Source organism: Desulfovibrio sp. Fe33, assembly GCF_028532725.1.
Lineage (GTDB): Bacteria > Desulfobacterota > Desulfovibrionia > Desulfovibrionales > Desulfovibrionaceae > Pseudodesulfovibrio.
This window is the reverse complement of sequence record NZ_JAQKGU010000006.1, coordinates 121,900-147,247: the sequence shown is the minus strand read 5'-3', so window position 1 is coordinate 147,247 and position 25,348 is coordinate 121,900. Positions and strand designations below refer to the sequence as shown.

The following is a 25,348-nucleotide window of genomic DNA, read 5'->3' as shown; positions in this document are numbered from 1 at the left end:
ACGATGCCTTCCAAGGAAGATTTGTACCAGAAGTTTGTTGAGAAGGCGGGGCTCGTCTCCGCCAAGGTGACGAGCATCGCCACTGAAGACGATGCGCTGAAATATGTCATCAACCTGTGTGACAAGAAGGAAGCCTGCCAGCTCATGATCAGCGGCTGCGAAGCCGACCTGTCCGACAAGGCCGAGGCGTTGTGCGATGCCAAGCAGAAAAAGGTCATCGCCGCGCCGGGCCTCAATGAGGACCTGTACAAGAAGCTGGCCGCCCAGGCCAAGAAAGCCGGGTTCGAGTGTATCTCCGAGGGGATGCGCGACCACCTGGCCGGCGTGGACATCGGGTTCACCTTCGCCGAGTACGGCATTGCCGACACCGGCACGCTGATGCTCGACTGTCCGGGCGAGGAAATGCGTCTGGCCACCATGGTCAGCGAGTTCCACGTCTGTGTGCTGCCCAAATCCAAGATCAAGGCCAACACCTACGCGGTGGAAAAGATGATGCTGACAAGGATGAAGAAGACGCCGGACTACCTGGCCTTCATCACCGGCCCGAGCCGTACCGCCGACATCGAGCGCGTCCTGGCCCTGGGCGTTCACGGCCCCCTTGAATTGCACATCCTGATCCTGGAGGACTAGTCATGCAGAAAGCTAATGACCTCAAAGAATACCGCGAGGAATTGCGCGAGACGCTCGGAAACGACTTCCTGCGCACGACTCTCGACAACTTCGCCATCGCCTACCGCGCCGGCCGAGCCAACGCGTTCAAGGATATGGACGTCCGCGGACTGATCAAGGAGATCGCCGATTCCAAGGACGAAGCCGCCCGCAACGCCGATGCCCTGTATCGGGAGTTCAAGGAGAACGCCGAGGCCGCCGGTATCCATGTGCACTTCGCCAAAGACGGCGATGAGGCAAACCGGATCATAGCCCAAATCGCCAAGGACGCGAACTGCAAGAAGATCGTCAAGTCCAAGTCCATGACGGCGGAAGAAACCCTGCTCAACCACGACCTGGAGGACGCCGGTCTCGAAGTGACCGAGACCGACCTGGGCGAATGGATCATCCAGCTGCGCCATGAGGGCCCGTCCCACATGGTCATGCCCGCCATCCATCTCTCCCGCTTCCAGGTGGGCGACCTCTTCACCGAGGTCACCGGCAAGGAGCAGGACAGCGACATCGAAAAGCTGGTCAAGGTGGCCCGCCGCGAGCTCCGGCAGAAATACGTCGAAGCCGACATGGGCATCACCGGCGCCAACTTCGCCATAGCCGAGACCGGCTCCATCGGTCTGGTCACCAACGAGGGCAACGCCCGTCTGGTGTCCACCCTGCCCAGGGTCCACGTCGCGCTGATGGGCATCGACAAGCTGCTGCCCACCCTGCATGACGCCCTGCGCATCCTCAAGGTGCTGCCGCGCAACGCCACCGGCCAGGCGATCACGTCCTACGTGACCTGGATCACCGGCAACAACGAATGTTTGGCGGCCGAGGACGGCAGGAAGGAAATCCACTACGTGGTGCTCGACAACGGCCGGAGCGAACTCATCAAGGACCCGCTCTTCTCCCAGGTCAACCGTTGCGTGCGCTGCGGCGCCTGCGCCAACGTCTGCCCGGTCTACCGCCTGGTGGGCGGCCACAAGATGGGTCATATCTACATCGGCGCCATCGGCCTGATTCTGACCTACTTCTTCCACGGCAAGGACAAGGCCAAGAACCTGGTTCAGAACTGCATCAACTGCGAAGCGTGCAAGGACGTCTGCGCGGGCGGCATCGACCTTCCGCGTCTCATCAAGGAGATTCACGCGCGCATCCAGGACGAGGACGGCCATCCGCTGCCCAGTTTCCTGCTCGGCAAGATGCTCAAGAACCGCAAGCTGTTCCACACCCTGCTGCGCACCGCCAAGTGGGGCCAGAAGCCCGTGGCCGAGAAGGACGGATTCATCCGCCATCTGCCCATGATCTTCTCCAAGGAGCACGGCTTCCGCGCCCTGCCGACCATCGCCGAGACCCCGTTCCGCGACTGGTGGAAGGAGAAGCGTCCCCGGGTGGCGAATCCCAAGTACCGCGTCGCCCTGTTCTCGGGCTGCGTGCAGGACTTCGTCTATCCCGAGCAGATGCAGGCCGCCGTTGACGTCTTCGCGGCCAACGATGTCGCCATGGAATTCCCCGAGGAACAGTCCTGCTGCGGCCTGCCGGTGCAGATGATGGGCGAGACAAAGGCGTCCCGCGACGTGGCCGTGCAGAACCTGCGCGCCTTCGAGCCCGAGGCCTATGACTACATCGTCACCCTCTGCGCCTCCTGCGCCGCGCATCTCAAGCACAACTATCCCAAACTGGTCATGGACAAGCCCGCCATGAAACTCAGGGCGGACGCGTTCGCGGCCAAGATCATCGACTACTCCTCCTTCGTCAACGACGTGCTCAAGGTGAACGCCGAAGACTTCAGGCAGACCGGTGAAAAGGCCACCTACCATGCGCCTTGCCACCTGTGCCGGGGCCTGGATGTCCACGAAGCGCCGCGCCAGCTCATCGAGAAGAGCGGCATGGAATACGTCGAATGCGCCGAGGAAGAGGTCTGCTGCGGTTTCGGCGGCACCTTCTCCATGAAGTTCCCCGAACTCTCGGCCGAGCTGCTCAAGAAGAAGCTCGACAATGTCGAGGCCACCGGCGCGGACACCCTGCTGACCGACTGCCCCGGCTGCATCATGCAGTTGCGCGGCGGCCTCAAGCGTCGGGGGTCCAGAGTCCAGGTGAAACACGTGGCAGAGGTCATGTCCAAGAACAAGAAGTAATAGGCTTCGCCAATAATTTGAGGCTATCAGAAGGTAAGGACCGCAATCCGTAGAAGCAACCACACCCTGCTTCCTCCTGAACGAACCGGCCTCAAATGGGTTCCCCGTTCACACCACGAACGGGGAACCCTCTCATTTTAACGCCTTCCCACCGGATGCAAACCATGCCCAACACCATTCCTTTCCGATTCAAGCTCACTGCGGGTCTGTACGCCGCCACGCTGCTCATTTCCGCCCTTGTCGTCGCGGCCAGTTCCATCCTCTTCGACCTGTCCGGATCATGCATCGCCTTCGCCGCGATCCTGATCGCGGTATTCGCCGTCCTGGGGGCGGTCGTCTTCACGCTGCTCCATCGCGCCCTGGTGTGCCCTGCCGCCGCAGTTTCGGAATTCACCGGGCACCTGCTCGACGAGGAATACGCCAAGGCCGACGCCGACACCCTGGCGACCAAGGCTCCGGGGCTGGGCGAAAAGGTGGGCGAGCTCGCCACGCGCTACAAGGAGCGCCTCGGCTTCGCCCGATCCATACTGCACGGACTTCCCATCCCCTGCTGCATCGTGGACACCGGCCAGCGCATCACCTACCTGAACAGGGAATGCCTGGATATGCTCGGCTCCCGCGAGGACCCCGAGACCTATTACGGCAGGATGATCTCCCAGATATTCTACAAGGACGACCGCCGGTCCAAGATCGCGGACCGCATGGCCGACGACTCGAGGGAAATGAATGTCGAAGGCGTCTTCAAGCACGCCGACGGCAGCGACATCAACGTGCTCATCAACCTCTTTCCCTTGCACGACGTGGAGGACCGGGTCATCGGCGGCTGCTGCCTGTACCTGAACACCACGAAGACGAGGCAACACGAACGGGAAATTCTCGATCAGAACCAACGCATTTCCACTGCCGCGAGCGAGGCCACCGGCATCTCGGGCGAACTGGCCGAAGCCTCGGCCCTTCTTGAAGAAATGGTCGCCAAGGCCCGGGAAGGCTCCCGCAAGCAGACCGATCGCACCACGGAAACCGCCGCAGCCATGGAGGAAATGAACGCCGCCGTGCTGGAAGTGGCCCGATTCGCCCAGAGGGCGGCGACTGATGCCCGCGCCGCCAGCGACCAGGCCAGCGCGGGCAAAGACGTGGTCGGCGAGGTGATCGTGGCCATCGACGAAGTTTCGCAGCACGCATCGGGACTCAAACTGTCCATGGAGCAGCTTGACCATCAAGCCGAGGAAATCGGCGTGGTTCTCGGAGTCATCGAAGATATCGCCGACCAGACCAACCTGCTGGCTCTCAACGCGGCCATCGAGGCGGCCCGCGCGGGCGATGCCGGACGCGGCTTCGCGGTTGTCGCCGACGAGGTCCGCAAGCTGGCGGAAAAGACCATGAACGCCACCAGCGAAGTGCACTCGGCGGTCAAGGGGATTCAGGAAGTTGCCCGGCAGAATGTGCGCGCCACCCAGACCGCGGTGGACTCCGTCACCCGAAGCACGGACCTCGCGGGCCGCTCCGGCGAAGCCCTGGCGTCCATTCTGTCAACGACAATGGACACCTCCGACCAGGTCCACTCCATCGCCGCCGCAGCCGAGCAGCAATCCTCTGCCAGCGAGCAGATCAGCGCGGCCACCTCGGATGTGAACAGGGTTTGCGGCGAGACCGACGAACTCATGATAGAAGCGTCCAAGGCCATCGACCGCGTGGCCGAACTGGCCCGTCATTTGAACGACGTGGTCGGCAGGATGAAATAACCCGTCACCGCCACCGCGTAAAAAAGCCCCCCCGACTCGATGCCGGGGGGGCTTTTTTCTCAAAAACAGCCTCGCAGCTATTTTACGGCGTCCTTCAGGACCTTGCCGGGCTTGAACTGGGCGACCTTGCAGGCCGGGATGTTCAATGCAGCGCCGGTGCGCGGGTTGCGGCCGGTGCGGGCCTGGCGCTCGCTCACGCTGAAAGTACCGAAACCGGTCAGGGTCAGCTTGTTGCCTGCGGCCAGCTCCTCCTGGATGGTGTCCAGGATAGCGTTCATGGAAGCCTCGGCCTGGGCTTTGGAAGTGCCGATCTTTTCAGCGATTTTCGCTACGAGTTCAGCTTTGGTCATAAAAAACTCCTATAGTGGTTTATGGATACTATCTACATATGACACGTAAATAAGTCTTAGTGTCATACACTCTCGCCTGGTGAATGGGAAGCGCAAAAAGCCACGTCCCACGCAGAGTTCATACACAAAACCGGGATGCTATGCCACCACTTCGGGTGAATTTCAACTGATAATGTAGCAGGTCGGAAACTCCCCTTTGAGAGCTTCCAGAACACGTTCCGCCTGATCCCTCGTCTTGAAGCTCCCGGCCTGAACGATGTGCAGCATCTGGCCGTCCCGGTCGACAACGGTAATGTTGGCGCCGCTGTACCCGGAAGCCAGCAGTTGCCTATGCACCCGCAGGGCGTTGTCCCTGACGGCAAAGGCCCCTACGCGCACATGATAAAGCCTGCCGGGCGTGTCCTTGAGCCGCTCGGGGACGACCTCCGTCGTCAGGGAGGTGACGCGGACCTTGGCCACGCCGCGTTCCACCGTGCCGAGCTTTTTCGCCGCCCCGTAGGACAGATCGAGGATGCGCTCGTTCACGAACGGTCCCCGATCGTTGATGGTCAGGATAACGGTGCGGTCGTTCTCCAGATTGGTGACGCGCACCCGGGAACCCAGCGGAAGCGTCTTGTGGGCTGCGGACACGCCGTACATATTGTAGGTCTGCCCGTTAGCCGTCTTCCTGCCGTGAAAATCCGCGCCGTACCAAGAGGCCAGACCGACCTCGTCGTAGCCCGCAGCGGATTTCAACGGATAATAGGTCTTGCCCAGGACAGTGTACGGCCGGGTCTTCGGGTCGAACCGCACGCCGCTGTCCCCGGAGCCCGACGGCGTCGAAGGAACATGCTTCGGGCCGCAGCCGACCAAGGCCAGCAAAACCGATATGGCGAACAGGGCCGCGAGGTGTCGCATTCTTCCTCCGTGTGTCCTGTGTCCGGGGAACGGGTGAATCTCTCGATTTTTTCTAGAAAACCGTAGAGGAAGTGGGCGCAAAAAGCAATGCCCGGCCCCGCATTGTCACCAGCCACGGGCCCTGATGGCCGCCAGGCGCATCAGGAACGATGCACGTAACGCGGCTTGACCATGTTCTCGGGTTTGAGAATGTCGTCCAGCTCCTCGCGGCTGAGGTATCCCTTTTCCAACACGATCTCATACACGGAACCGCCCGTCCGCATGGCCTCCTTGGCGATCTCGGCGGACTTTTCGTAGCCGATGAAAGGATTCAGCGCCGTGACCAGGCCGATGGAGTGCTCGACCATCTCTCGGCAGCGCTCCCGATTGGCCGTGATGCCCGAGACACACTTGTCGGCGAGGGTCAGGCAGGCGCGGCGGAGCATATTGATGGACTGGAACAGGGAAAAGCCTATGACCGGCTCCATGACGTTGAGTTCGAGCTGCCCGGCCTCGCAGGCCATGGTCACGGTCATGTCGTGCCCGATAACCGTAAAGGCCACCTGGTTGACCACCTCGGGAATGACCGGATTGACCTTGCCCGGCATGATGGAGGAACCGGGCTGCATGGGCGGCAGGTTGATCTCGTTCAGGCCGCAGCGCGGACCGCTGGAGAGCAGGCGCAGGTCGTTGCAGATCTTGGACAGCTTTACGGCGGCGCGTTTGAGCACGCCCGACAGTTGGACGTAAACGCCGGTGTCCTGGGTCGCCTCCACCAGATCGGGGGAGGAAACAAGTTGCAGCGTGGTGTGCTGGACGAGCTTTTCCGTGACCGTGCGGGCATAGTCCGGATGGGAGTTGAGCCCGGTGCCGATGGCCGTGGCCCCCATATTGATCTCGTGGACCAGGGCCTGGGCCTCGTCCATCCGCTGCATGTCCTCGCCGATCATGACCGACCAGGCCGAAAACTCCTGCCCCAGGGTCATGGGCACGGCGTCCTGGAGCTGGGTACGGCCCATCTTGAGGACGTCCGCGAACTCCCCGCCCTTGCGTTTGAACGCCTTGCGCAGGTAGTCCATGGCCTCGATCAACTCGCGGATGTCCAGAATCAGGGCGATGTTCAGGGCCGACGGATATACGTCGTTGGTGGACTGGGACATGTTCACATGGTTCAGCGGATGGAGGTGCTCATATTCGCCCTTGGCGTGTCCCAGGATCTCCAAAGCGCGGTTGCAGACGACCTCGTTGGCGTTCATGTTGGCCGAGGTTCCGGCCCCGCCCTGCACCACGTCCACCACGAACTGTTCGTGCAGCCTGCCGTCCAGGATCTCCTCGCAGGCCCGGGCGATGGCCCGGCTCTTGTCCTCGTCCAGAAGCCCCAGAGAAGCGTTCGCCTCGGCAGCGGCCATCTTGACGTAGGCCAGGGCGTTGATGAGGCGGGGGTAATGGGACATGGGAATCCCGGAGATATGGAAGTTGTCCAGCGCCCGCCGGGTCTGGACGCCGTAATAGGCGTCCGCCGGAACGGCCACTTCGCCGAGGCTGTCGTGTTCCAGTCGCAATTGGGTCATGAGGAATCTCCGTTATTGATGACGTCGCGCGGGCCGTCGCCCCGCGTCAGGGCCGGTTTGCATGACGGTCCCCTTCCCGCCGGAATAACACCCGAAGGGCGCACGGCGGGCCGGAATGGCCGCAAAGCTCATGCTGACAGCGGCAACCAAAGCAAAAAAAAGCCGTCCCAATTCTTCGCCGGAGGGAAATCCTGCGGCACAAGCTGAACGATGCTTGCGACTTACTCTATACAAACTAGGCCGGATTTCAACAGACTTTCTCGGACCGACGCCAAATCTCCACTTGCCAGCCGAACAGCTTTCGGTTAACCGCTTCCCTGCGCATTTGCGCCTATTACATATTATTGGAGAGACCATGAGCAACAAAATAAACAACAACGGACTTCGCAATATCGCCATCATAGCCCACGTCGATCACGGCAAGACCACGCTGGTGGACGCCATGTTCAAGCAATCCGGGCTCTTCCGCGAGGGCCAGGACGTCAACGACCGCATCATGGACTCCATGGACCTGGAGCGGGAACGCGGCATCACCATCGCCGCCAAGAACTGCTCCGTCTCCTGGAAAAACACCAAGATCAACATCATCGACACCCCCGGCCACGCCGACTTCGGCGGTGAGGTGGAACGCTCCCTGTCCATGGCCGACGGTGCCATCCTCCTGGTCGACGCTTCGGAAGGCCCGCTGCCCCAGACCCGCTTCGTGCTCAAAAAGGCCCTGGAACAGAAACTCACCCTGATGGTTGTCATCAACAAGGTCGACCGCCAGGACGCGCGTCCGGACGAAGTCCTCAACGAAATTTACGATCTGTTCATCGACCTCGACGCCAGCGAGGAGCAGCTCGACTTCCCCCTGCTCTACGCCATCGGCCGCGACGGCATCGCCATGACGTCTCCGGACGAACGCGGCGAGAACCTGCACATCCTCCTCGACATGATCGTGGATCACGTGCCCGGTCCTCGGCACGACCCCAATGAACCCTTCCAGATGCTCGTCTCCGATCTGTCCTACTCCGACTATCTGGGACGCCTGGCCATCGGCAAGGTCCATCACGGCCAGGCCAAGTCCAACGACCAGCTCCTCTGCATCGCCGACGGCGGCCGCACCGTTCCGCTCAAGGTGACCAAGCTCCAGACCTACGATGGTCTCCAGGTCGTCCCCACCGAGACCTGCGAACCCGGCGACATCGTCGTTGTGGCGGGCATCGAGGACGTGCATATCGGCGACACCATCTGCACCAAGGAAGACCCCAAGGCCCTGCCCCGCATCACCGTCGACGAGCCCACCGTGGCCATGCGCTTCGGCATCAACACTTCTCCCCTGGCAGGCCAGGAGGGCAAGCTCGTCCAGACCAACAAGATTCGCGAGCGGCTGCACAAGGAGACCCTCCTGAACGTGGCCATCCAGGTCGAGGACACCGACGGACGCGACGCCTACCTGGTCAAGGGACGCGGCGAATTTCAGATGGCCATTCTGGTGGAACAGATGCGCCGCGAGGGATTCGAGCTCTCCGTCGGCCGCCCCGAGGTCATCTTCAAGTACGAAGACGGCCGGAAGCTGGAGCCCATCGAGCACCTCTACGTGGACTGCGACGAGAACTTCATGGGCATCGTCACCGAGAAAATTCAAATCCGGAAGGGCCGCATGACCAACATGGTCAACAACGGCACCGGCCGCGTCCGCCTGGAATTCTCCGTCCCGGCCCGTTCGCTCATCGGCTACCGCGACGAATTCCTGACCGACACCAAGGGCACCGGAATCATGAACTCCTACCTTGAAGGGTACGGCGAATACCGGGGCGAGGTCACTTCCCGGTTCACCGGCTCCCTGGTGGCCGACCGCTCCGGCAAGGCCGTGGCCTACGGCCTGTTCAACCTTGAGCCGCGCGGCCGCATCTTCGTGGTCCCCGGCGACCCGGTCTACGAGGGCATGATTATCGGCGAGCACAACCGGGAGAACGACATCAACGTCAACCCGGCCAAGGAAAAGAAGCTGACCAACATGCGCGCCTCGGGCAAGGACGAAGCCGTCATTCTCACCCCGGTCAAGCCCATGACCCTCGAGTACGCCCTGAACTTCATCAAGGACGACGAAGAGGTCGAGGTCACGCCCTTGTCCATCCGGCTGCGCAAAAGCGAGCTCTCGGCACTGGTGCGGCATCGCGAGGAAGGCAAGAAGAAAAAGGTCAAGGAAAACGGCTAAAAATAACATAATGCCAATAGGAAAGGCTGCGTTTCGACGCAGCCTTTTTTTGTGTCGAAATCTGGGATTGATTAGCTCGAAAGCGCACCTTAAAAGGATGTTTTAACTGAACAATTGACACATTATTCATACGAGAGCATAATGTCGGCAATTTCACAACCGACTGTTTTTCAATCTTTCAAGGAGAGTGGAAATGTCACACCGTATTCCCGCATTCATGGCCGCCGTGGCCATGACCTTGGTCCTGCTGCTGGCTCCGGGCGCCGCACAGGCCGAGCCTTCCGGCAAACTCATCATCTTCCATGCAGGCAGCCTGTCCGTCCCGTTCGCGGCCATCGAAAAACAATTCGAAGCCAAGTACCCCAAGGTGGACGTCCTGCGCGAAGCGGGCGGCTCCACGAAAATGGCGCGCCTGATCTCCGAAGTGGGCAAGCCCGCCGACATCATGGCTTCCGCCGACTACGTGGTCATCGACAAGAACCTGATCCCCAAATTTTCCTCCTGGAACGTCCGCTTCGCCTCCAACCAGATGGTGCTTTGCTACACCGACAAGTCCAAGTTCGCGGATGAAATCAACGGCGACAAATGGGCCGACATTCTCCTGCGCGACGGCGTGGTCTGGGGCCACTCCGATCCCAACCTGGACCCCTGCGGCTACCGCTCCCTGATGGTCCTGCAACTCGCCGAAAAATTCTATGACAGGGCGGGTCTCTACGAACAGTTCCTGGCCAACCGCCCCGAGAAGAACGTCCGGCCGAAGTCCGTCGAGCTCATCTCCCTGCTCCAGTCCGGGCATATGGACTACGCCTGGGAATACCTGTCCGTGGCCGTGCAGCACAATCTCAAGTACGTCACCCTGGACAAGCACCTGAACCTCGGCGATTTCGACATGAACGCCTACTATGCCTCGGCCAAGGTCAAGGTTACCGGCAAGGAACCCGGCACCTTCATCGAACGCGTGGGCAAATCCATCACCTACGGCATCACCCGGATCGACAAGGCTCCCAACCCGGAAGCCGCCGACGCCTTCCTGGCCTTCCTGTTCGCCCCCGAGGGCGGGCTGAAGATTCTGAAGGACATGGGCCAGCCGCCGTTCGTGCCGGTGCGCACCAACGCCGACGGCATGGCGAAGCTGCCCGAGGCCCTCAAGCCCCTGGCCACCGTCTCCGAATAAGCAATGACAGAAACGACTACACGGGGAGGGCGCGGCTTCTTGCGGCCCCTCCCCGGCCGCATATTCCAGGGCTGGATGCTCGCCTCGGCCGCGCTGGTGCTGCTGTTCATCGGCATCCCCATGGCCTCCACCCTGACCGGGCCGACCTGGGAAGTCTTCATCGACACCCTGGGCGATCCCGAGGTCCTGGCCTCGGTCTGGCTGTCCATGTCCACCTCGGCGGCCGCCGCAGGCATCGCCTTCGTTTTCGGCACGCCCCTCGCGTATCTGCTGGCGCGGAACGAATTCCCCGGCAAGAAAGTTGTCGAAAGCCTGGTGGACCTGCCGATCATGATCCCCCACCCGGTGGTGGGCATCGCCCTGCTCGGGCTGACCAGTCCAAACACCGCCTTCGGGAGCCTGCTGCAATCCATGGGCGTGGAAATCATGGGGTCGACCACGGGCATCGTGGCCGTACTCGTGTTTGTGGGCGTCCCCTTCTACGTGAACGCGGCCAAATCGGGCATCGAATCCATTCCCCGGCGGCTCGAGAACGTTTCGCGCTCCCTGGGAGCCGGGTCCGCAGCCACATTCTTCCGCATCACCCTGCCGCTGTGCTGGCGTTACATGCTGGTCGGCATGATTATGTGCATGGCCCGCGCCCTGTCCGAATTCGGGGCCATCATCATCGTGGCCTACCACCCCATGGTCGCGCCGGTGCTCATGTACGAGCGATTCACGGCCTACGGACTCAAGTATTCCCAGCCCGTGGCCGTAATCCTCATCCTCGTCAGTATGCTCTTCTTCCTCTTGCTCCGGTCCCTGTCCCTGCCCAAAGGAAAGCCCTCGTGATCCGACTGACCGACCTGACCATCAACCTGCCGGGGTTCACCCTGGATCGAGTTTCCCTGCACGTCCGCCCCGGGGAATTCTTCGCCCTCATGGGCTCCACAGGGTCGGGCAAAACCCTGGTTCTCGAGACCGTGGCCGGGCTGACCCGGCTGAACGGCGGCTCGGTGCTCGTCGACGGCCGCGACGTGACCGACCTGCCCCCGGAAGAGCGCAAGGTCAGCCTGGTCTACCAGGACCACGCCCTGTTCCCGCACCTGACCGTGCTGCAAAACGTCATGTATGGACAACGATACCACGGAATAAAGCGGGATGAAGGGAAACGCGAGGCCCGAGCCCTGCTCGACGAACTGGGCCTCTCGAAACTCGAAAACCGACGCCCGGACAACCTCTCCGGAGGCGAAAAGCAACGCACCGCCCTGGCCCGCGCCCTGGCGTGCCGCCCGGATGTGGTCCTGCTGGACGAGCCCCTCTCCTCCCTGGACCCTCAGTTTCGGGGGGAGCTGCGGCGAACCCTGAAAAATGTGCATGAGACCACGCGCACGACCTTCCTGATGGTCACGCACGACTTTGCGGACGCCATGATCCTGGCCGAGCGGGGAGCGGTCATCAAGGACGGCAGGCTGCACCAGCAGGACACGGTAGCCAACATATTCCGGCGTCCGGCCACGCCTTTCACCGCCGCCTTCGTCGGCATGACCAACGTATTCCCGGCCCGCTACGACAAAAACTGCTGCACCTTCGCGGGGCACTCCTTCGAAGGGTTGCCCGAACTGCCCGCGCGAGCTGCGGGCTTCGCGGCCCTTCGGCCCGAAGACGCCTTTGTCGGAAGCGTGGAGGATTTCCCGCGGGACTGGCAGGTCCTGCGCGGGACAGTAGAACGGGTGGAGCGGGAGGGATTCACCTGGACCGCCGTCATCCGCTGCGGCGATCAGAGCATGACCGCCCTGGTGGACCGCCACATGGTGCTCAACCGGGGCCTGGACTGCGGCTCGACAGTGATCGTCGGCTTCGCCGGAGAACACCTACACCACATGCCGGACAACGGCTGACCTCGCATTACGGCCATATTACGGAACACGCCCCGGCCCGAGCATACCTAAACGAGCCGGACCGGAACGGCGGCTACAAGAAAAGATAAATGACGGCGCTGGCCATTATCACGCTAAAAAGGATCAGCTCGGGGATTACGCAGAGATCTCCCTTGTCCAAGCCCAATTCCTTCTCAAGCCGATAAAACCGCCAGGCAGCGAAAATCATCAGCACGGGCCCGCCCACAAAGGCGAACTTGCCAAGCCACCCCAATTCGGCAAGCGCCCCGGCGCTCACATCGGACTTCTGAAAAGCCAGGAAGGCGTCCACTTTCTCGAGCAGAAACCCGAAAGTCATAAAAGCCAGCGATGTCCGGCACCAGGCCAGGAACGTCCGCCGGTTCGCCAGCCGTGTGCGGTCCACGGCCAGCGCGTTACGCTCGCGGGCCAATCGGACGCCCTCGCCTTCGCCATTCCTTTCGCTCATCAGCCTACCTCCGGTCTCGATCGGCCGGAATCCCTCCAGGCCGTTATGCCGCAATGTTGACTTTGCCATCCCAAAAGGTACTATCATCAGACTTGTTGAACATATACAGGGCAAAAAACGGCAATGCAAATACCCTTCATCAAGCGATCGACCAGAGATTACTACCGCGCGTGCCGCAAGCAGGGCATGTCCCTGTTCGACTTCATCCACGGCTATGTCTACGCCCGGTGGCCATACCACTACATAGGCCTGGCCGGCGACAAGAACCCGTGGTGGCGCTGGTTGTGGGTGCCGCTCGTCTTCATCATCGACCGCGTTCACCCCTTCACCGAAACCGACGCCCACCGCTCGGGCGACCCGAACCAGACAAAATCAACCTGGAGCGACGCCTACCACGGCAAGCCCCTGCCCCTGGCGGAGGCCACCAAGCTCATCCGCCTGAACCGCCCGGTAAATACCGTCCTGCCCGAAACCGTTCTGCCCTATACCAGGGCCCGCAATCTCATCCTGAATCACCCGGAAAAAATCGTCCGCCTCGAATGCCCCTGCCGAGCCGGAATGAAAAACCCGTGCACGCCCACCGACGTCTGCCTGATAATCGGAGACCCTTTCGCCTCCTTCATCCTCGATCACCATCCCGACAAATGCCGGATCATCACCGCCGATGAGGCCGTGTCCGTAGTCAAGGCTGAACAGGCGCGCGGGCATGTCTCCCACGCCTTCTTCAAGGACGCCGCCCTCGGACGCTTCTACGCCATCTGCAACTGCTGCTCCTGCTGCTGCGGAGCCATGAAGGCGCACGCCCACGGCATCCCCATGCTCTGCTCGTCCGGCTATCTCGCCGAAGTCAACCGGGAGCTCTGCACCAAATGCGGCACCTGCGCCCAGAAATGCCAGTTCAAGGCCATCGGCTTCGACAAGAACGGCGCGTTCATCCGCGAAGACCGCTGCATGGGCTGCGGCGTCTGCACCCTCTCCTGCCCGAAAGACGCCCTCACGCTCAGAGCCACACCCGACAAAGGAAGCCCGCTCAAAATCGACGAACTGTAGACGGATGGGGAGCCTCCGGCAGCCGGGGCGCCGCCCCGGACCCCGCCAGAGAACCTTTTGAAAAAGGTTCTCTGGACTCTCCCAAACTTTTTGTCGCCGCTTCGCGGGGCGTCGACAATTGGTTCCCTTTTCTTGCAAAGAGCCAATCAAACTTGAAAGTTGTTTTGCGAAGAGGCTTATTTCTCCGCCAACCTTTGCCCGCGCGGATGCAGATCGACCTAGAGAAGAGCTTCCTCTCGAGGCAACTATCAAGCTAGAAAAATACGTTGGGGAAAAAGCGAATCATTTGCCGCCCCCGCGAAGCGGCGACAAAAAGTTTGGGAAAAGGGTGGGATGGGGGTCTGGGGGAAGGGAGGGAAATAACCCTTTTCAAAGGGTTTTTCCCTCCCTTCCCCCGGCCGCCGGAGGCATCATCCGTCCTACAGACAGCTTTCGATGAACAATGCGGCGGCGAAAAGGTCGTCGCAGACATGGTCCGCGCGGTGGCCGCATTTGGCTTCCTGCTGTGCGCCTTTTCCGGTTCGCACGAGGATGGTGGTTGCGCCGGTTTTCCGGCCCAGGCCGATGTCGGCGGATTTGTCGCCGATCATGAACGCCTGCGAGGGGTCGAAATCGAGTTCGGTGGCGGCGCGTTGCATAAGGCCGGGCTTGGGCTTGCGGCAATCGCAACCCGCCTTGGGCTCGTGCGGGCAAAAGAACACGCCGTCGATCATCACGCCTTGGGCCGCCAGGAGTTCAATCATGCGCTGATTGCAGGCGAGAACCGAATCCTTATCGTAATAGCCACGCCCGATACCGCTCTGATTGGTCAACACGGCCAGGCCGAAGCCCATGCCCTGCATCCGCTTGAGGCCCTCGGCGGCCTGAGGCAGAAGCTCCACCTCATCGGGATCGTGAAGATAGTGCTTGTCCACGATGATGGTCCCGTCGCGGTCCAGAAGGACATACCGTTTGAACATCGTCACCTCGTTTTACCGACGAGTTTGCGGAGCATGTCCAGCGCGGCCCTGAAGCTGTCGATGGACGCCTCGCCCGTTCCCACCAGATCATATCCGGTGCCGTGATCGGGAGAAGTGCGCGGATACGGCAGCCCCAGCGTGACATTCACGGCGCGGCTGAAATGAAGCAGCTTGAGCGGAGCGAGGCCCTGGTCGTGGTACATGGCCAACACGGCCGGATAACGTCCCTGGGCGGCGAAATGGAAGATGGTGTCGCCCGGCACGGGCCCGGCGGCCAGAATGCCTTCGGCGGCGGCCTGCTCAAGAGCGGGGATGATGGTGGTGATCTCCTCGTCTCCGATACGGCCGGACTCACCCGCATGGGGATTGAGGCCGCAGACGCCTATGGGGCCTTCAAGGCCGAGGGTACGCAGAAAATCGGAGGTCAGCCGCAGGCAATGCAGAATACGCTCCCGGGTGACAAGGCCGGGCACATCCCGAAGACGCGGGTGGGTGGTCACCAGGCTGACCCGCAGCTTGGGCGAAGGGTCGTCCGGATCGTGGCCGCACAAATGCATACACACGTTGTCCCGCCCCACGCCGAGCTTCTCCGCGAGAAACTCCGTGTGCCCGGGGAAGTCGAATCCGGCAGCATTGAGCATGGCCTTGTTCAGGGGGCAGGTCAAAAGGCCCTGCGCCAGCCCGGACTTGAGAACATGAACGGCCGTATCCAGGCTGACGCCTGCGGCCAGTCCACCCTCGCGGCAAGGGCAGGCCGGGGGGAATTCGACGCCGTCGAGTTCAGGCGGCTGATACAGGTAGACGCCGGGCCCCTTGTCGGCGATCTGCTCGGGAGAATCGAGGAGGGAAAAGAAACGGGGCGCTCCCAGCCTGGCCAGTTCGCGGTCCAGGGTTGAAACCGGCCCAAGAAGCAGGAATCGGTCGGCGGTCCGCCCGCCGTCCAGAAAATGACGAGTCACCAGCTCGGGGCCGAGGCCGCATGGGTCCCCGAGGGTTATGCACAGGGTTCGCATTGTTATGTCACCTTGAAAGCGGTCTGCCGGGTCAAGCCCGGTTTCGGGAAGCTACGCTCGCCCATGAGGCAAGTCAATCCGCCTCGGGACAGCTATCCCGCCGAGCCAGGAAATCCGCCAGAATCCGCGCATGGTCGAAGGCCAGTTCGGGCCACTCGCCCAGAGGAAAAACCTTGGCCCCGGCCGCGTCGTCTCCCGCTTTGAGCCGGGCAGGGTCCTCGGGCTCGCCGGTGTAGACCACGCTCATGGTATGCCTGCGCGGATCGCGGTCCGGGTCCGAATAGACCCCGAGCAAGCCGGTGAGGCGCACGTCCAGCCCGGTCTCTTCCTTCATCTCCCGAACGGCGGCCTGTTCGCAGGTCTCTCCGTAATCGATGAAACCGCCGGGCAGCGCCCACCCGAGCGGCGGATTGCTCCGCTCGATGAGGACCACGCCCTCCCCGCCTTCCGGCAACGCCGTCACGATGACCACGTCCACCGTAGGCGCGGGATTACGGTACACCTCTATTTCGCCCCCGCAGTGGGGGCAGGCCCGAACTTTGCCCATTGCACGCTCCATTGACTGATTCACCCACGGACTGTTCACAAACTCGCCCGCCAAGTCAAACCCGGAACGGCCGAATTCCATTTTTTTAACCCGGCGGACTTCCCTCCTGCGCCAAGCGACGCCCCGGCGCCCCCCGGCACGCCGCTGTCATTCGGGCAAAAGAGACTTAATAATATACTGATTTTATTTGATATAAAACTGTACGACAAACCATACGAGAAAGGCTCCATCGGACCATCCGGTGAAGCCTTGATTATCTCGTGTGCAAAAAAAGGAAGAACTTGCTTTAATATTAGCAACCCCTGTGCCAAACGATCCAAAAAGTTTCATTTTTTATGTAATTTTAATAAAATCAATTAGTTATATATAATCGAAAAGGCAAGAAAAAAATCCTGTCCCCTCAAAAGGGTACAAGATTTTTTACCCGGACCCTGCAAAGGTCCACTGGCGGTGTATGCGGGTTCAAGTTTTTTGACCCGCGCGACACGGTCAGGAGTTGCGCACGGCCACGGAAAAACCCTTGTCGCAAAGTTTCTTGATGGAAATTTCACCTTCCCGGATAACCTCCAGCTTGCTCGACCCGAGCATTCTGACCACGGTGGACGCCTTGTGCCCGCGCGGCCACGGCGGATCGAAATAGTATCCGTCCACCATCTCCAGCAACTGCGGATCGATATCCTCGGGCAGGGCCGCCGGGGGCTTGCCGGACAGATTCGCGCTGGTGGCGACTATGGGCTTACGAAACCTGCGGGACAGTTCGGAGGCGAAGGGGTGGCCTGACCAGCGGACCGAAGTGTACCCCTCGTCGTCGGACAGCCAGGAGGGAAGCTCGGGCAGCGCCTTGACCAGGATGGACAGCGGACCGGGCCAGAACGCGGCCGCCAGATCCACAAGGGATCGGCTTTTTTCGGCAGTCACCAGAGCCAACATGTCCAGGCCTCCGATAATCAGGGGAAGAGGCCGGTCCTTGGGACGCCCTTTCACTCTGGCCACGCGGTCGCAGGCCGCGGCGCTGGTGGCGTCGCAACCCAGCGCGTAGAGAGTTTCTGTGGGATAGATCACGATGCCGTCTGAACGCAGAACCTTGAGCAACTCTTGCATGACAGCCTCCTTATCTCGAATACCATTCGGTTTTAAGCGATTCCAGTTCCTCCCGCGAAAGGGAGGGATTGTCGTACATGCCGGCGGCGTCGCGCTGAACGAACGCCTGATAGAGGATGATGGCCGCGGCCACCGATACGTTGAAGCTCTGGACCATGCCCTGCATGGGTATGTAGATTTCGTCGGGCGCGAGCTTGGCCAGCTCCGGGGATGTGCCCCGGTGCTCGTTGCTCAATATTATAGCGGTGGGTTTGGTGAAATCGAAGTCCATGACCGGCCGTGCCGATTCGGAGAACCCCGTTCTGAGAATTCGAATACCCTGCTCCTTGAGATGGCCGACCATGTCGGCAGCGTCCACGTGGCGGGTGAGCTCGATCCATTTCTTGGCCGAGCCCGAAGTCTTCTTGGCCAGGTCCGGCCACTGGGAATCCGTGTAGTACAAATGCACTCCGGCCACCCCGAAAGCGTCGCAGCTCCTGAGAACCGCCGAGACGTTGTGAGGGTCCCAAATATTATCCATGACCAACGTCAGGTCTTTTTGTCTCCTGGCCAACACCCCGTCAATACGTTTTTTCCTTTCTTCCGTAATCTTTCTGATCATGCGGCGTTGGTATCCATTATGTCGCCATTTGGCAACCCCGCAGCGCGCTTTCCATTCGGGCAAATGTCAAGATTATAATGTGTTGAGAACAATTAATTCCTATCATTATATTGACATTTTTTTGATATACATAGGAAAAGGAAGCTTGAATCCCTTTCCCCGGCAAGAAGCGGAGAACAAAATGCGTGCACTCATTGTCGAAGACGAATTCCTGAGCCGAAAGGTCCTACGGTCGTTCCTGATGACCCTGTTCGACGTGGACATCGTGGTCAACGGCCGGGAAGCGGTCGAGGCTTTCAAGATGGGCCATGACGAAAACAGGCCCTACGATCTGATCCTCATGGACATCATGATGCCGGAGGTGGACGGCATCGAGGCATTGCAGCGAATTCGGAATCTCGAAACGGAAAACGGCTACCGCCCGAGAGTCAAGGTCATCATGACCACGGCCCTGGACGATCCCCAGACGGTCATCCGCACCTTCCACGACGGCGAGGCTTCTGCCTACATCGTCAAGCCGGTCGCCAAGGACAAGCTGTATGCCGAACTGGAAAAACTGGGACTTCTGCACAAGTAGGACCGAGGATCAAACATGAGCGAAGACCCGATGGTCGAGGAGTTCTTCTCCGAGGTCAACGACAAGTACTACCCGCAGGTGATGGAGGGCCTTGAACTGCTCGAGAACGGAGACCTCGGGCAGGGAATTGAAATACTGGCCCGCCCTCTGCACACCATCAAGGGCGTCACCGGCTTTATGGCGGGCTTCGAGGAGGCTTCCCACTTCACCCACAAGATCGAGGATTTCCTCAAGAAGGTGCAGTCCGGCGAAGTGGACTCGTCTCCCGACAACGTCACCCTGCTCTCGCGCGGGGTGAACATGATTTTCCAAGTCCTCGAACAACTGCGCATGGGCGATACGGACACCGCAGAGCGCGAAGAGGTTCTCGGCCTCATCGCGGAGGCTTCCGCCACCCGGCAGGACAACGGCGAAGCCGCCGGAGCGGGCGTGGACACGGAAACCCTGAACGGCGTGACCATCATCAAGGTCAATGAACCGCGCGTCCACCTGGACGCCCAGTTCAAGCCCATCATTTCCGCCATCCTGTCCATCGAACCCGGCGACCCCGTGCTCCTCGACCTGGACGGGGTGCTGACCTTCGGGTCCGGGGCGTGGGCGGCGGTGGCCAGCATGGGCGTCACTTTCCGGATTGCCGCCTGCAACGTCTCTCCGGACGCCAAACAGACTCTCATAGGCTGGGGATTCGACAAGACCATTTCCGTATACCCCGACCGCGAGACCTACTTCACCGCGCAATAAGGCGACACCATGCAGGACAGCATCATTCAATGCATCGAGGACATAGAGCGGCGGATTCTCGAGGTGGACGCCACAGGCCAGAACGTGGAGGCCGTGGTTGACGCCCTCGGCCTCTCGTGTATGCAGCTCTCCTCGGCCGGAGTTATCGCGCTGCTGGACATGCTCAGAGACGGCATCACGCCCGTCAACAACGACATCGTCACCGCCATGCTCAACATTTGCGAAGCGCAGAAGAAATTTTTCTTCGCCTTGGGCGGCCTGCTCGAAGGCAGCGGCGACGCCCTCGCCAAGATAAAAACCGCGCCGCCCTCTCCTGTCCGCGAAGAGACCGAGGAGGAAGCGGCCAAGGCGTTCGAGGAACCGCCCGCCGCCAAAGCTGAAATTCCCGAGGAAAAAGCCGAACCTGTCGGGAGCCCCGAAGAAAAGCCCTGCCCGGAAGCCGACGCCAGGCAGGACGCCCGGCACGCGCAGCAAGGCATCGCCTCCATCCGCGTCCCCACGGACCGCCTGGACCGGGTCATCGAGCTGGTGGGCAAGCTCATGGTCACCTACGCCGTCATCGCCCAAGGCGGGGCCGCCAACGTGGCCCAGGTGGCCTCCAGCCTGCGCGAGCTCGACAACGTCATCACCAAGCTCCAGCAGGAGGTCAACGCCATACGTCTGGTGCCGCTCAAGCAGATTTTCATGCCCATGCACCGGCTGGTCAAAAGCCTCTCCCAGAAAATCGGAAAGAAGCTCGATTTCGAGGTCCACGGCGACGATTTGGCCCTGGACAAGACCATTGTCGAGAGCCTCAACGAGCCGCTGGTCCACCTTCTGCGCAACGCCGTCGACCACGGCCTGGAAGACGTCGAGGGGCGCAAGGCCGCGGGCAAGCCCGAAACCGGGATCGTGACCCTGTCCGCCTGGCGCAAGGGCGACAACGCCTTCATCCGGGTAGGCGACGACGGACGCGGGCTTGATCCGGACCGCATCCTGTCCAAAGCCCTCGAAAAGGGGCTGGCCGATCCGGACAAGGAGTACTCGAACGAAGAGATACTCCGCTTCGTGCTCCAAAGCGGTTTTTCCACCGCAGAAAAAATCACCGACGTTTCCGGACGGGGCGTGGGCATGGACGCCGTCGTCAATGCCATCAAGGTCGCTCTGGACGGCGAAGTGGCCATCGAGAGCGAACTGGGCAAGGGCGCAGACTTCACCATCTCCATTCCCCTGGACAGATCGGCCAACGAGGGCATTGTTGACGCCCTGGTCTGCCGCGTCGGCGGAGACACCTTCATCATGCCCAGCCGCGACGTGGTGGAAATCTACATGCCCCGGCGCACCGACGTGGTGGAACTGCCCGACGGACGCGAGACCGTGGACGTGCGCGGCGAGATACACTCCCTGCTCCGGCTTGCCGACCTCCTGGAACTGACGCCGGAGATCGACAACATCGAGAGGGCCCAGGCCATCGTGGTCCGGGTCGGCGACTACAAGGGGGCCATTCTGGTGGACGAGGTCCTGCGCCAGCAACAGGTGGTCATCACCGGCTTCACCGTCCCGGTTGAGGAAATCTTCAACGTCCCCATTCTGGGCTATGGCATGATGGGCGAATCCGACGCCCTGGTCATCGACGCCGAAAAGATGATCCGCCAGTTTCAGGAACGTATCGCCGAAAACGCCCGGTCATCCTTGACATAAGCACTGCGGAAAGCATATTTCACTTCAAGTTCAGGTGTCCTCGGACTCAATAGGGAATCCCGTGAGAATCGGGAGCGGACCCGCCGCCGTGACGTCTCGCCGAACCGTTTCCATTCATGCCACTGGGGTCAACCTGGGAAGGCGGAAGCGGGAGGGACCAGCCGGAAGACCTGCCTGGAGCGATCACAAGGACTTGCCGCGGTGGTACGTGGGCTTGCCGCCGAGGTTTTGAAGGGATAATACGGGCTCTCTTCCTCTGAATTCGAAGAGGAAGGGGCTTTTTCTTTCCCTCCCCGCCCCCATTTTCGGAGAACATGATGACAGTTGTCAGAAACTTCGTCTTCTGCCTGTTCGCTCTGCTGTTGGCCGTTCCGGCCCAAGCCGGGCACCACGACGCACAACCCGTCAAACAGGCCATTGTCCTGGCCGCCTTCGGCACCTCTTACCCCGAAGCCGTCAAATCGATCCTGAACATCAAGGCCAAGGTCGAGAAGGCTCACCCCGGCGTCCCCGTGCGCCTGGCCTTCACCTCCAACATCATCCGCAATATCTGGCAGGGCCGCCAGAACGACGACGCCTGGAAAGCCGCTCATGCGGATATCCCCGCCGAAGTCCTCTACGTCAAGCACCCCCTGGCCACCATCGCCGATCTCCAGAACGACGGTTGCCGCGACATCACCGTGCAATCCCTGCACGTTTTCGCGGGCGAGGAATTCCACGATCTGATGACCCTGGTGGGCGGGCTCAAGTCCATCCGCACCCTCAAGGCCAAGAACATGCCCTTCGCACGGCTGTCCCTCGGCCGCCCGGCCCTCGGCCTGCCCGGCGAGGAATATCCGTACACCGAGGACATGGCCCGGGCCGCCAAGACCCTGAAGGCCGATGTGGACCACGCCCGCGAACTGAACGCCGCCCTGGTCTACATGGGCCACGGCAACGACTTCTTCTCGACCGGCATCTACGCGGAATTCCAGAAGGTGTTGCAGGCGGAATACGACTACCCCATCTTCATCGGCTGCGTGGAGGGATTCCCATCCTTTGACGACATGACCCCGCAGCTCGCCGCCTCCGGCAAGAAGGACGTCCTGCTCAAGCCGTTCATGATCGTGGCGGGCGACCATGCCTCCAACGACATGGCGGGCGAAGAGGACGACGCCTGGAAGGTCATGCTGACCAAGGCGGGCTACAAGGTCACCACCGACCTGCGCGGCCTCGGAATGCTCGACGGCTGGGCCGACATCTATGTGAACCACCTCAACGACGCCATGGCCCAGGGCCCGAGCGCCAAATAAACGCATGTTGAACGCCGCCTCCCGCACCTCCTTCCGCAACGGCCTGATCGTCGCCCTGCTCGCCATCCTGCTGGCCGGGCTGGCGCTGGCCGCCTGCGCCATGGGAGTCGTCGGCATCCCGCCGGGCGAAGTCCTGCGCGGCCTGCTCGACGGAATGCGGGGGGCGGCGGATTCCATGGACGGCATGGTGGCGGGCATCCTTTTCGACGTCCGGCTGCCGCGCATCCTGACCTGCGCCGCCGTGGGCTTCGGCCTGGCCGTTGCGGGCGCGGTCTTCCAGGGGCTCCTGCTCAACCCTCTGGCCGACCCGTTCACCCTCGGCGTCTCCTCGGGCGCGGCCTTCGGCGCCGCCCTGGCGCTTCTCCTGGGACTGTCCTTTTTCGGCTCCGCCACCCTGATGACGCTGGCCTTCGCGGGCGCGGCGCTCACCCTGGCCGCGGTCATCGCGCTGGCCGGACGCGACGGCGAACTGGCCCCCACGTCCCTCATTCTGGCGGGAGTCATCGTCTCGGCCACTCTTTCGGCGGGTATCAGCTTCATCAAATATCTGGCCGACGAACGGGTATCGGTCATCGTTTTCTGGCTCATGGGCAGCTTCGTGGGCCGCACCTGGGACGACGCGGCGCTGGCCGGCGCTGCCTCCCTGGGTGTTTTCGCGATCTGCCTCTACTTCGGACGCGACCTGAACGTCATGAGCCTGGGAGCGCGTTCGGCGCGGAGCCTGGGCGTGGACACCGGGCGCGTGCGGCTTATCCTGCTTGTCGCCGCGTCCCTGGCCAGCGCGGTCTGCGTGGCCGTGAGCGGCATCATCGGCTTCGTCGGCCTCATCGTGCCGCATCTCATGCGCATGATCGTCGGCCCGGACAACCGCTGGCTCCTGCCCGCCTCGGGCCTGGGCGGGGCGATTCTTCTCCTGCTGGCCGACACGGTCACCCGCGCGGCCCTGCCCCACGAGGTCCCCATCGGCGTGCTCACGGCCATCATCGGCGGACCGGTCTTCTGCTGGATATTCAGCCGCTCCAGGAGGCTTGCCCGTGGATAGCGCGGTCTTCGCCATCCAGGGCCTCGGCTTCGCCTACGATTCGGCCCCGGTCCTCCGCGCCCTTGATTTCGAGCTGGCTCCGGGGCTCCATGGAGTGGTCGGCCCCAACGGCTGCGGCAAATCCACCCTGCTCGGCATCCTGGCCGGACTCCTCGCCCCGACTTCGGGCGCGGCGCGGCTCAACGGAGAAGACATCGCGGCCTTTCCACCGGCCAGGCTGGCCCGGCTCTGCACGCTGGTCTCGCAGGACCAGACGCTCCGTTTTCCCTTTACCGTATATGAAACCGTGCTCATGGGGCGGCATCCGCATATCCCCCGCTTCAGCCGTCCCTCCGCCCGCGACATTGAACGCGTGGAGGAGGCGCTGACCGCCATGGACCTTCTGGGATTGCGCGACCGCGCCGTGGCCGACCTGTCCGGAGGCGAACGCCAGCGGACCGCCGTCGCGCGCGGCCTGGCGCAGGACACGCCCGCGCTGCTCCTGGACGAACCGACCTCGGCCATGGATATTCGCCACGCCATGTCGACCATGGAGACGCTGCAACGCCTGGCCGACACAGGCCGCACCGTGGTGGCCGTGCTTCACGACCTCAACCTGGCCGCCCGCCACTGCGACAGCATCCTCATGCTGGACAAAGGGGCAGTTCATGCCTATGGCAACGTGGCCCGGACACTCACCCCCGAAAATATCCATGCGGTCTTCGGCGTTCGCGCGGCCATTCTCCAAACCGACAACGGACCGCATATCGCCTTTATCCAAGGAAACAGACCTTGAAGCGCCTCCTTTTCACACTCCTTTTCGTCCTGCTTCTCTGCTCCACCGCCCGCGCCCGAACCATCACCGATGATTCAGGGCGGACCGTGACCTTCGACGCCCCGTTCACGCGGATCATCTCCCTGTACGGCGCACACACCGAAAACCTGTTCCACCTCGGACTGCGCGAGCAAATCATCGGCGTGTCCCCTGGCGAGGACTACCCCGCCGCGGCCATGGCCCTGCCGACCTTCAACGCCCGCGACGGCGTGGAGAAATTCCTTGCCGCCAAACCCGACCTCATCCTGATCCGGCCCATGCACATGCGCGCCTACGCGGGCCTGTGGAACGCGCTGACGCGTCACGGCGTCACCGTGGCCGCCCTGCAACCCGGTTCCATCGATGCCGTATACGACTACTGGCGGGCCCTGGGCAAACTTACGGGCCGCGAAATCCAGGCGGAGTACATGATCGAGGACTTCCGCGAGGGTGTGCGCCATGCGGAGGATCGGCTGTCCACCATTCCCATGAGCGAGCGGCCCGGCGTGTTCTTCGAGTCCATCCACCGCAAGATCGCCACCTTCTCGCCCGGCTCCATGCCGCTTTTCGTCCTGGAAAAGGCCGGAGGCGTCAACGTTGCGGCCGACGCCAAGCCGCGCCACGGCACCAACATCGCGGACTACGGCCTGGAACGGCTTCTCGCCAGGGGCGGCCGGATCGACGTCTACCTGGCCCAGCGCGGAACCATGAACGATGTTTCGGTGCAGGACATCGTCAACGGCCCTGCCGCATCGCGCATCAAGGCCGTTCTGACTCGCAACGTATTTCTGGTGGACGAGCACCTGGTCTCACGGCCCACCCTGCGCCTGCTCGAAGGCATCGACACCGTCTTCCGAATCCTTCATCCCTAGGCCCCAGTTGACCTTCACACGCAAAACAGACACAG

The 25,348-nt window shown here is 61.8% G+C and carries 24 protein-coding genes and 1 riboswitch; of the genes, 15 read left to right on the top strand and 9 right to left on the bottom strand.

Annotated features, from left to right (window positions below; all coding sequences use genetic code 11):
• Positions 1-3: 3 nt before the first annotated feature.
• The 3 genes from PSN43_RS09975 to PSN43_RS09965 all read left to right on the top strand — a co-directional run bounded on the left by PSN43_RS09975 (position 4) and on the right by PSN43_RS09965 (position 4,525).
• Positions 4-630, top strand: coding sequence for a LutC/YkgG family protein (locus PSN43_RS09975; RefSeq protein WP_272700572.1), 627 nt, complete (start codon positions 4-6; stop codon positions 628-630).
• A 2-nt stretch (positions 631-632) separates the two neighbouring features.
• Positions 633-2,783, top strand: a complete 2,151-nt coding sequence (ldhH, locus tag PSN43_RS09970) for an L-lactate dehydrogenase (quinone) large subunit LdhH (protein WP_272700571.1) — start codon at positions 633-635, stop codon at positions 2,781-2,783.
• 164 nt (positions 2,784-2,947) lie between these two features.
• Complete coding sequence (locus PSN43_RS09965) at positions 2,948-4,525, top strand: methyl-accepting chemotaxis protein (RefSeq protein ID WP_272700570.1); 1,578 nt, start codon at positions 2,948-2,950, stop codon at positions 4,523-4,525.
• A gap of 77 nt (positions 4,526-4,602) precedes the next feature.
• On the opposite strand, the gene PSN43_RS09960 is transcribed toward PSN43_RS09965, so the two are convergent.
• The 3 genes from PSN43_RS09960 to aspA form a co-directional block, all read right to left on the bottom strand.
• Positions 4,603-4,875: an HU family DNA-binding protein gene (locus PSN43_RS09960; protein WP_269942210.1), complete on the bottom strand. Its 273-nt coding sequence runs from the start codon at positions 4,873-4,875 to the stop codon at positions 4,603-4,605.
• 162 nt (positions 4,876-5,037) lie between these two features.
• On the bottom strand, positions 5,038-5,772 hold the full coding sequence (locus tag PSN43_RS09955) for a septal ring lytic transglycosylase RlpA family protein (protein ID WP_272700569.1): 735 nt from the start codon (positions 5,770-5,772) through the stop codon (positions 5,038-5,040).
• A 140-nt stretch (positions 5,773-5,912) separates the two neighbouring features.
• Positions 5,913-7,322: an aspartate ammonia-lyase gene (gene aspA / locus PSN43_RS09950; RefSeq protein ID WP_272700568.1), complete on the bottom strand. Its 1,410-nt coding sequence runs from the start codon at positions 7,320-7,322 to the stop codon at positions 5,913-5,915.
• Between the two features lie 355 nt (positions 7,323-7,677).
• Here aspA and typA point away from each other — a divergent pair, with 355 nt between their 5' ends.
• The 4 genes from typA (at position 7,678) to PSN43_RS09930 (ending at position 12,579) form a co-directional block, all read left to right on the top strand.
• Positions 7,678-9,525, top strand: a complete 1,848-nt coding sequence (typA, locus tag PSN43_RS09945; protein WP_272700567.1) for a translational GTPase TypA — start codon at positions 7,678-7,680, stop codon at positions 9,523-9,525.
• Positions 9,526-9,718: 193 nt separating this feature from the next.
• Positions 9,719-10,699 carry a tungstate ABC transporter substrate-binding protein WtpA gene (wtpA, locus tag PSN43_RS09940; protein ID WP_272700566.1) on the top strand — a complete coding sequence of 327 codons (981 nt, stop codon included), beginning with the start codon at positions 9,719-9,721 and terminating at the stop codon, positions 10,697-10,699.
• A gap of 39 nt (positions 10,700-10,738) precedes the next feature.
• Positions 10,739-11,530: an ABC transporter permease gene (locus PSN43_RS09935; RefSeq protein WP_272700565.1), complete on the top strand. Its 792-nt coding sequence runs from the start codon at positions 10,739-10,741 to the stop codon at positions 11,528-11,530.
• Positions 11,527-12,579 carry an ABC transporter ATP-binding protein gene (locus PSN43_RS09930; RefSeq protein ID WP_272700564.1) on the top strand — a complete coding sequence of 351 codons (1,053 nt, stop codon included), beginning with the start codon at positions 11,527-11,529 and terminating at the stop codon, positions 12,577-12,579. Before PSN43_RS09935 ends, PSN43_RS09930 begins: the two co-directional genes overlap by 4 nt.
• A gap of 73 nt (positions 12,580-12,652) precedes the next feature.
• Here the strand turns inward: PSN43_RS09930 and PSN43_RS09925 are convergent, their stop codons facing one another.
• Positions 12,653-13,045 (bottom strand): YidH family protein, encoded by a 393-nt coding sequence (locus tag PSN43_RS09925; RefSeq protein WP_272700563.1) that lies wholly within the window; start codon positions 13,043-13,045, stop codon positions 12,653-12,655.
• Between the two features lie 123 nt (positions 13,046-13,168).
• Here PSN43_RS09925 and PSN43_RS09920 point away from each other — a divergent pair, with 123 nt between their 5' ends.
• Positions 13,169-14,095, top strand: coding sequence for a 4Fe-4S binding protein (locus PSN43_RS09920; RefSeq protein WP_272700562.1), 927 nt, complete (start codon positions 13,169-13,171; stop codon positions 14,093-14,095).
• Positions 14,096-14,514: 419 nt separating this feature from the next.
• On the opposite strand, the gene gmhB is transcribed toward PSN43_RS09920, so the two are convergent.
• The 5 genes from gmhB to PSN43_RS09895 all read right to left on the bottom strand — a co-directional run bounded on the left by gmhB (position 14,515) and on the right by PSN43_RS09895 (position 18,316).
• Complete coding sequence (gmhB, locus tag PSN43_RS09915; RefSeq protein WP_272700561.1) at positions 14,515-15,054, bottom strand: D-glycero-beta-D-manno-heptose 1,7-bisphosphate 7-phosphatase; 540 nt, start codon at positions 15,052-15,054, stop codon at positions 14,515-14,517.
• A 2-nt stretch (positions 15,055-15,056) separates the two neighbouring features.
• Entirely contained in the window at positions 15,057-16,067 is a 1,011-nt protein-coding gene (gene pdxA / locus PSN43_RS09910) for a 4-hydroxythreonine-4-phosphate dehydrogenase PdxA (protein WP_272700560.1), read from the bottom strand.
• 73 nt (positions 16,068-16,140) lie between these two features.
• Entirely contained in the window at positions 16,141-16,614 is a 474-nt protein-coding gene (locus PSN43_RS09905) for an NUDIX hydrolase (protein WP_272700559.1), read from the bottom strand.
• Positions 16,615-17,103: 489 nt separating this feature from the next.
• Positions 17,104-17,715 carry an L-threonylcarbamoyladenylate synthase gene (locus PSN43_RS09900; RefSeq protein ID WP_272700558.1) on the bottom strand — a complete coding sequence of 204 codons (612 nt, stop codon included), beginning with the start codon at positions 17,713-17,715 and terminating at the stop codon, positions 17,104-17,106.
• Positions 17,716-17,725: 10 nt separating this feature from the next.
• Entirely contained in the window at positions 17,726-18,316 is a 591-nt protein-coding gene (locus tag PSN43_RS09895) for a TrmH family RNA methyltransferase (protein ID WP_272700557.1), read from the bottom strand.
• 181 nt (positions 18,317-18,497) lie between these two features.
• On the opposite strand from PSN43_RS09895, the gene PSN43_RS09890 reads away from it, so the two are divergent.
• The 7 genes from PSN43_RS09890 (at position 18,498) to PSN43_RS09860 (ending at position 25,313) form a co-directional block, all read left to right on the top strand.
• The gene (locus tag PSN43_RS09890) at positions 18,498-18,893 is read left to right on the top strand and encodes a response regulator (RefSeq protein ID WP_272700556.1); all 396 of its coding nucleotides are present in this window, start codon (positions 18,498-18,500) and stop codon (positions 18,891-18,893) included.
• 15 nt (positions 18,894-18,908) lie between these two features.
• Complete coding sequence (locus PSN43_RS09885) at positions 18,909-19,634, top strand: Hpt domain-containing protein (RefSeq protein WP_272700555.1); 726 nt, start codon at positions 18,909-18,911, stop codon at positions 19,632-19,634.
• 9 nt (positions 19,635-19,643) lie between these two features.
• Entirely contained in the window at positions 19,644-21,314 is a 1,671-nt protein-coding gene (locus PSN43_RS09880) for a chemotaxis protein CheA (protein ID WP_272700554.1), read from the top strand.
• A 15-nt stretch (positions 21,315-21,329) separates the two neighbouring features.
• A riboswitch (cobalamin riboswitch) is annotated at positions 21,330-21,506 on the top strand.
• Positions 21,507-21,631: 125 nt separating this feature from the next.
• Positions 21,632-22,606, top strand: coding sequence for a sirohydrochlorin cobaltochelatase (locus PSN43_RS09875; protein ID WP_272700553.1), 975 nt, complete (start codon positions 21,632-21,634; stop codon positions 22,604-22,606).
• A 4-nt stretch (positions 22,607-22,610) separates the two neighbouring features.
• Positions 22,611-23,648, top strand: coding sequence for a FecCD family ABC transporter permease (locus PSN43_RS09870; RefSeq protein ID WP_272700552.1), 1,038 nt, complete (start codon positions 22,611-22,613; stop codon positions 23,646-23,648).
• Positions 23,641-24,423 carry an ABC transporter ATP-binding protein gene (locus PSN43_RS09865; RefSeq protein ID WP_272700551.1) on the top strand — a complete coding sequence of 261 codons (783 nt, stop codon included), beginning with the start codon at positions 23,641-23,643 and terminating at the stop codon, positions 24,421-24,423. Before PSN43_RS09870 ends, PSN43_RS09865 begins: the two co-directional genes overlap by 8 nt.
• Positions 24,420-25,313, top strand: coding sequence for an ABC transporter substrate-binding protein (locus tag PSN43_RS09860; RefSeq protein ID WP_272700550.1), 894 nt, complete (start codon positions 24,420-24,422; stop codon positions 25,311-25,313). The genes PSN43_RS09865 and PSN43_RS09860 overlap by 4 nt, the downstream gene beginning before the upstream one ends.
• Positions 25,314-25,348: the final 35 nt, after the last annotated feature.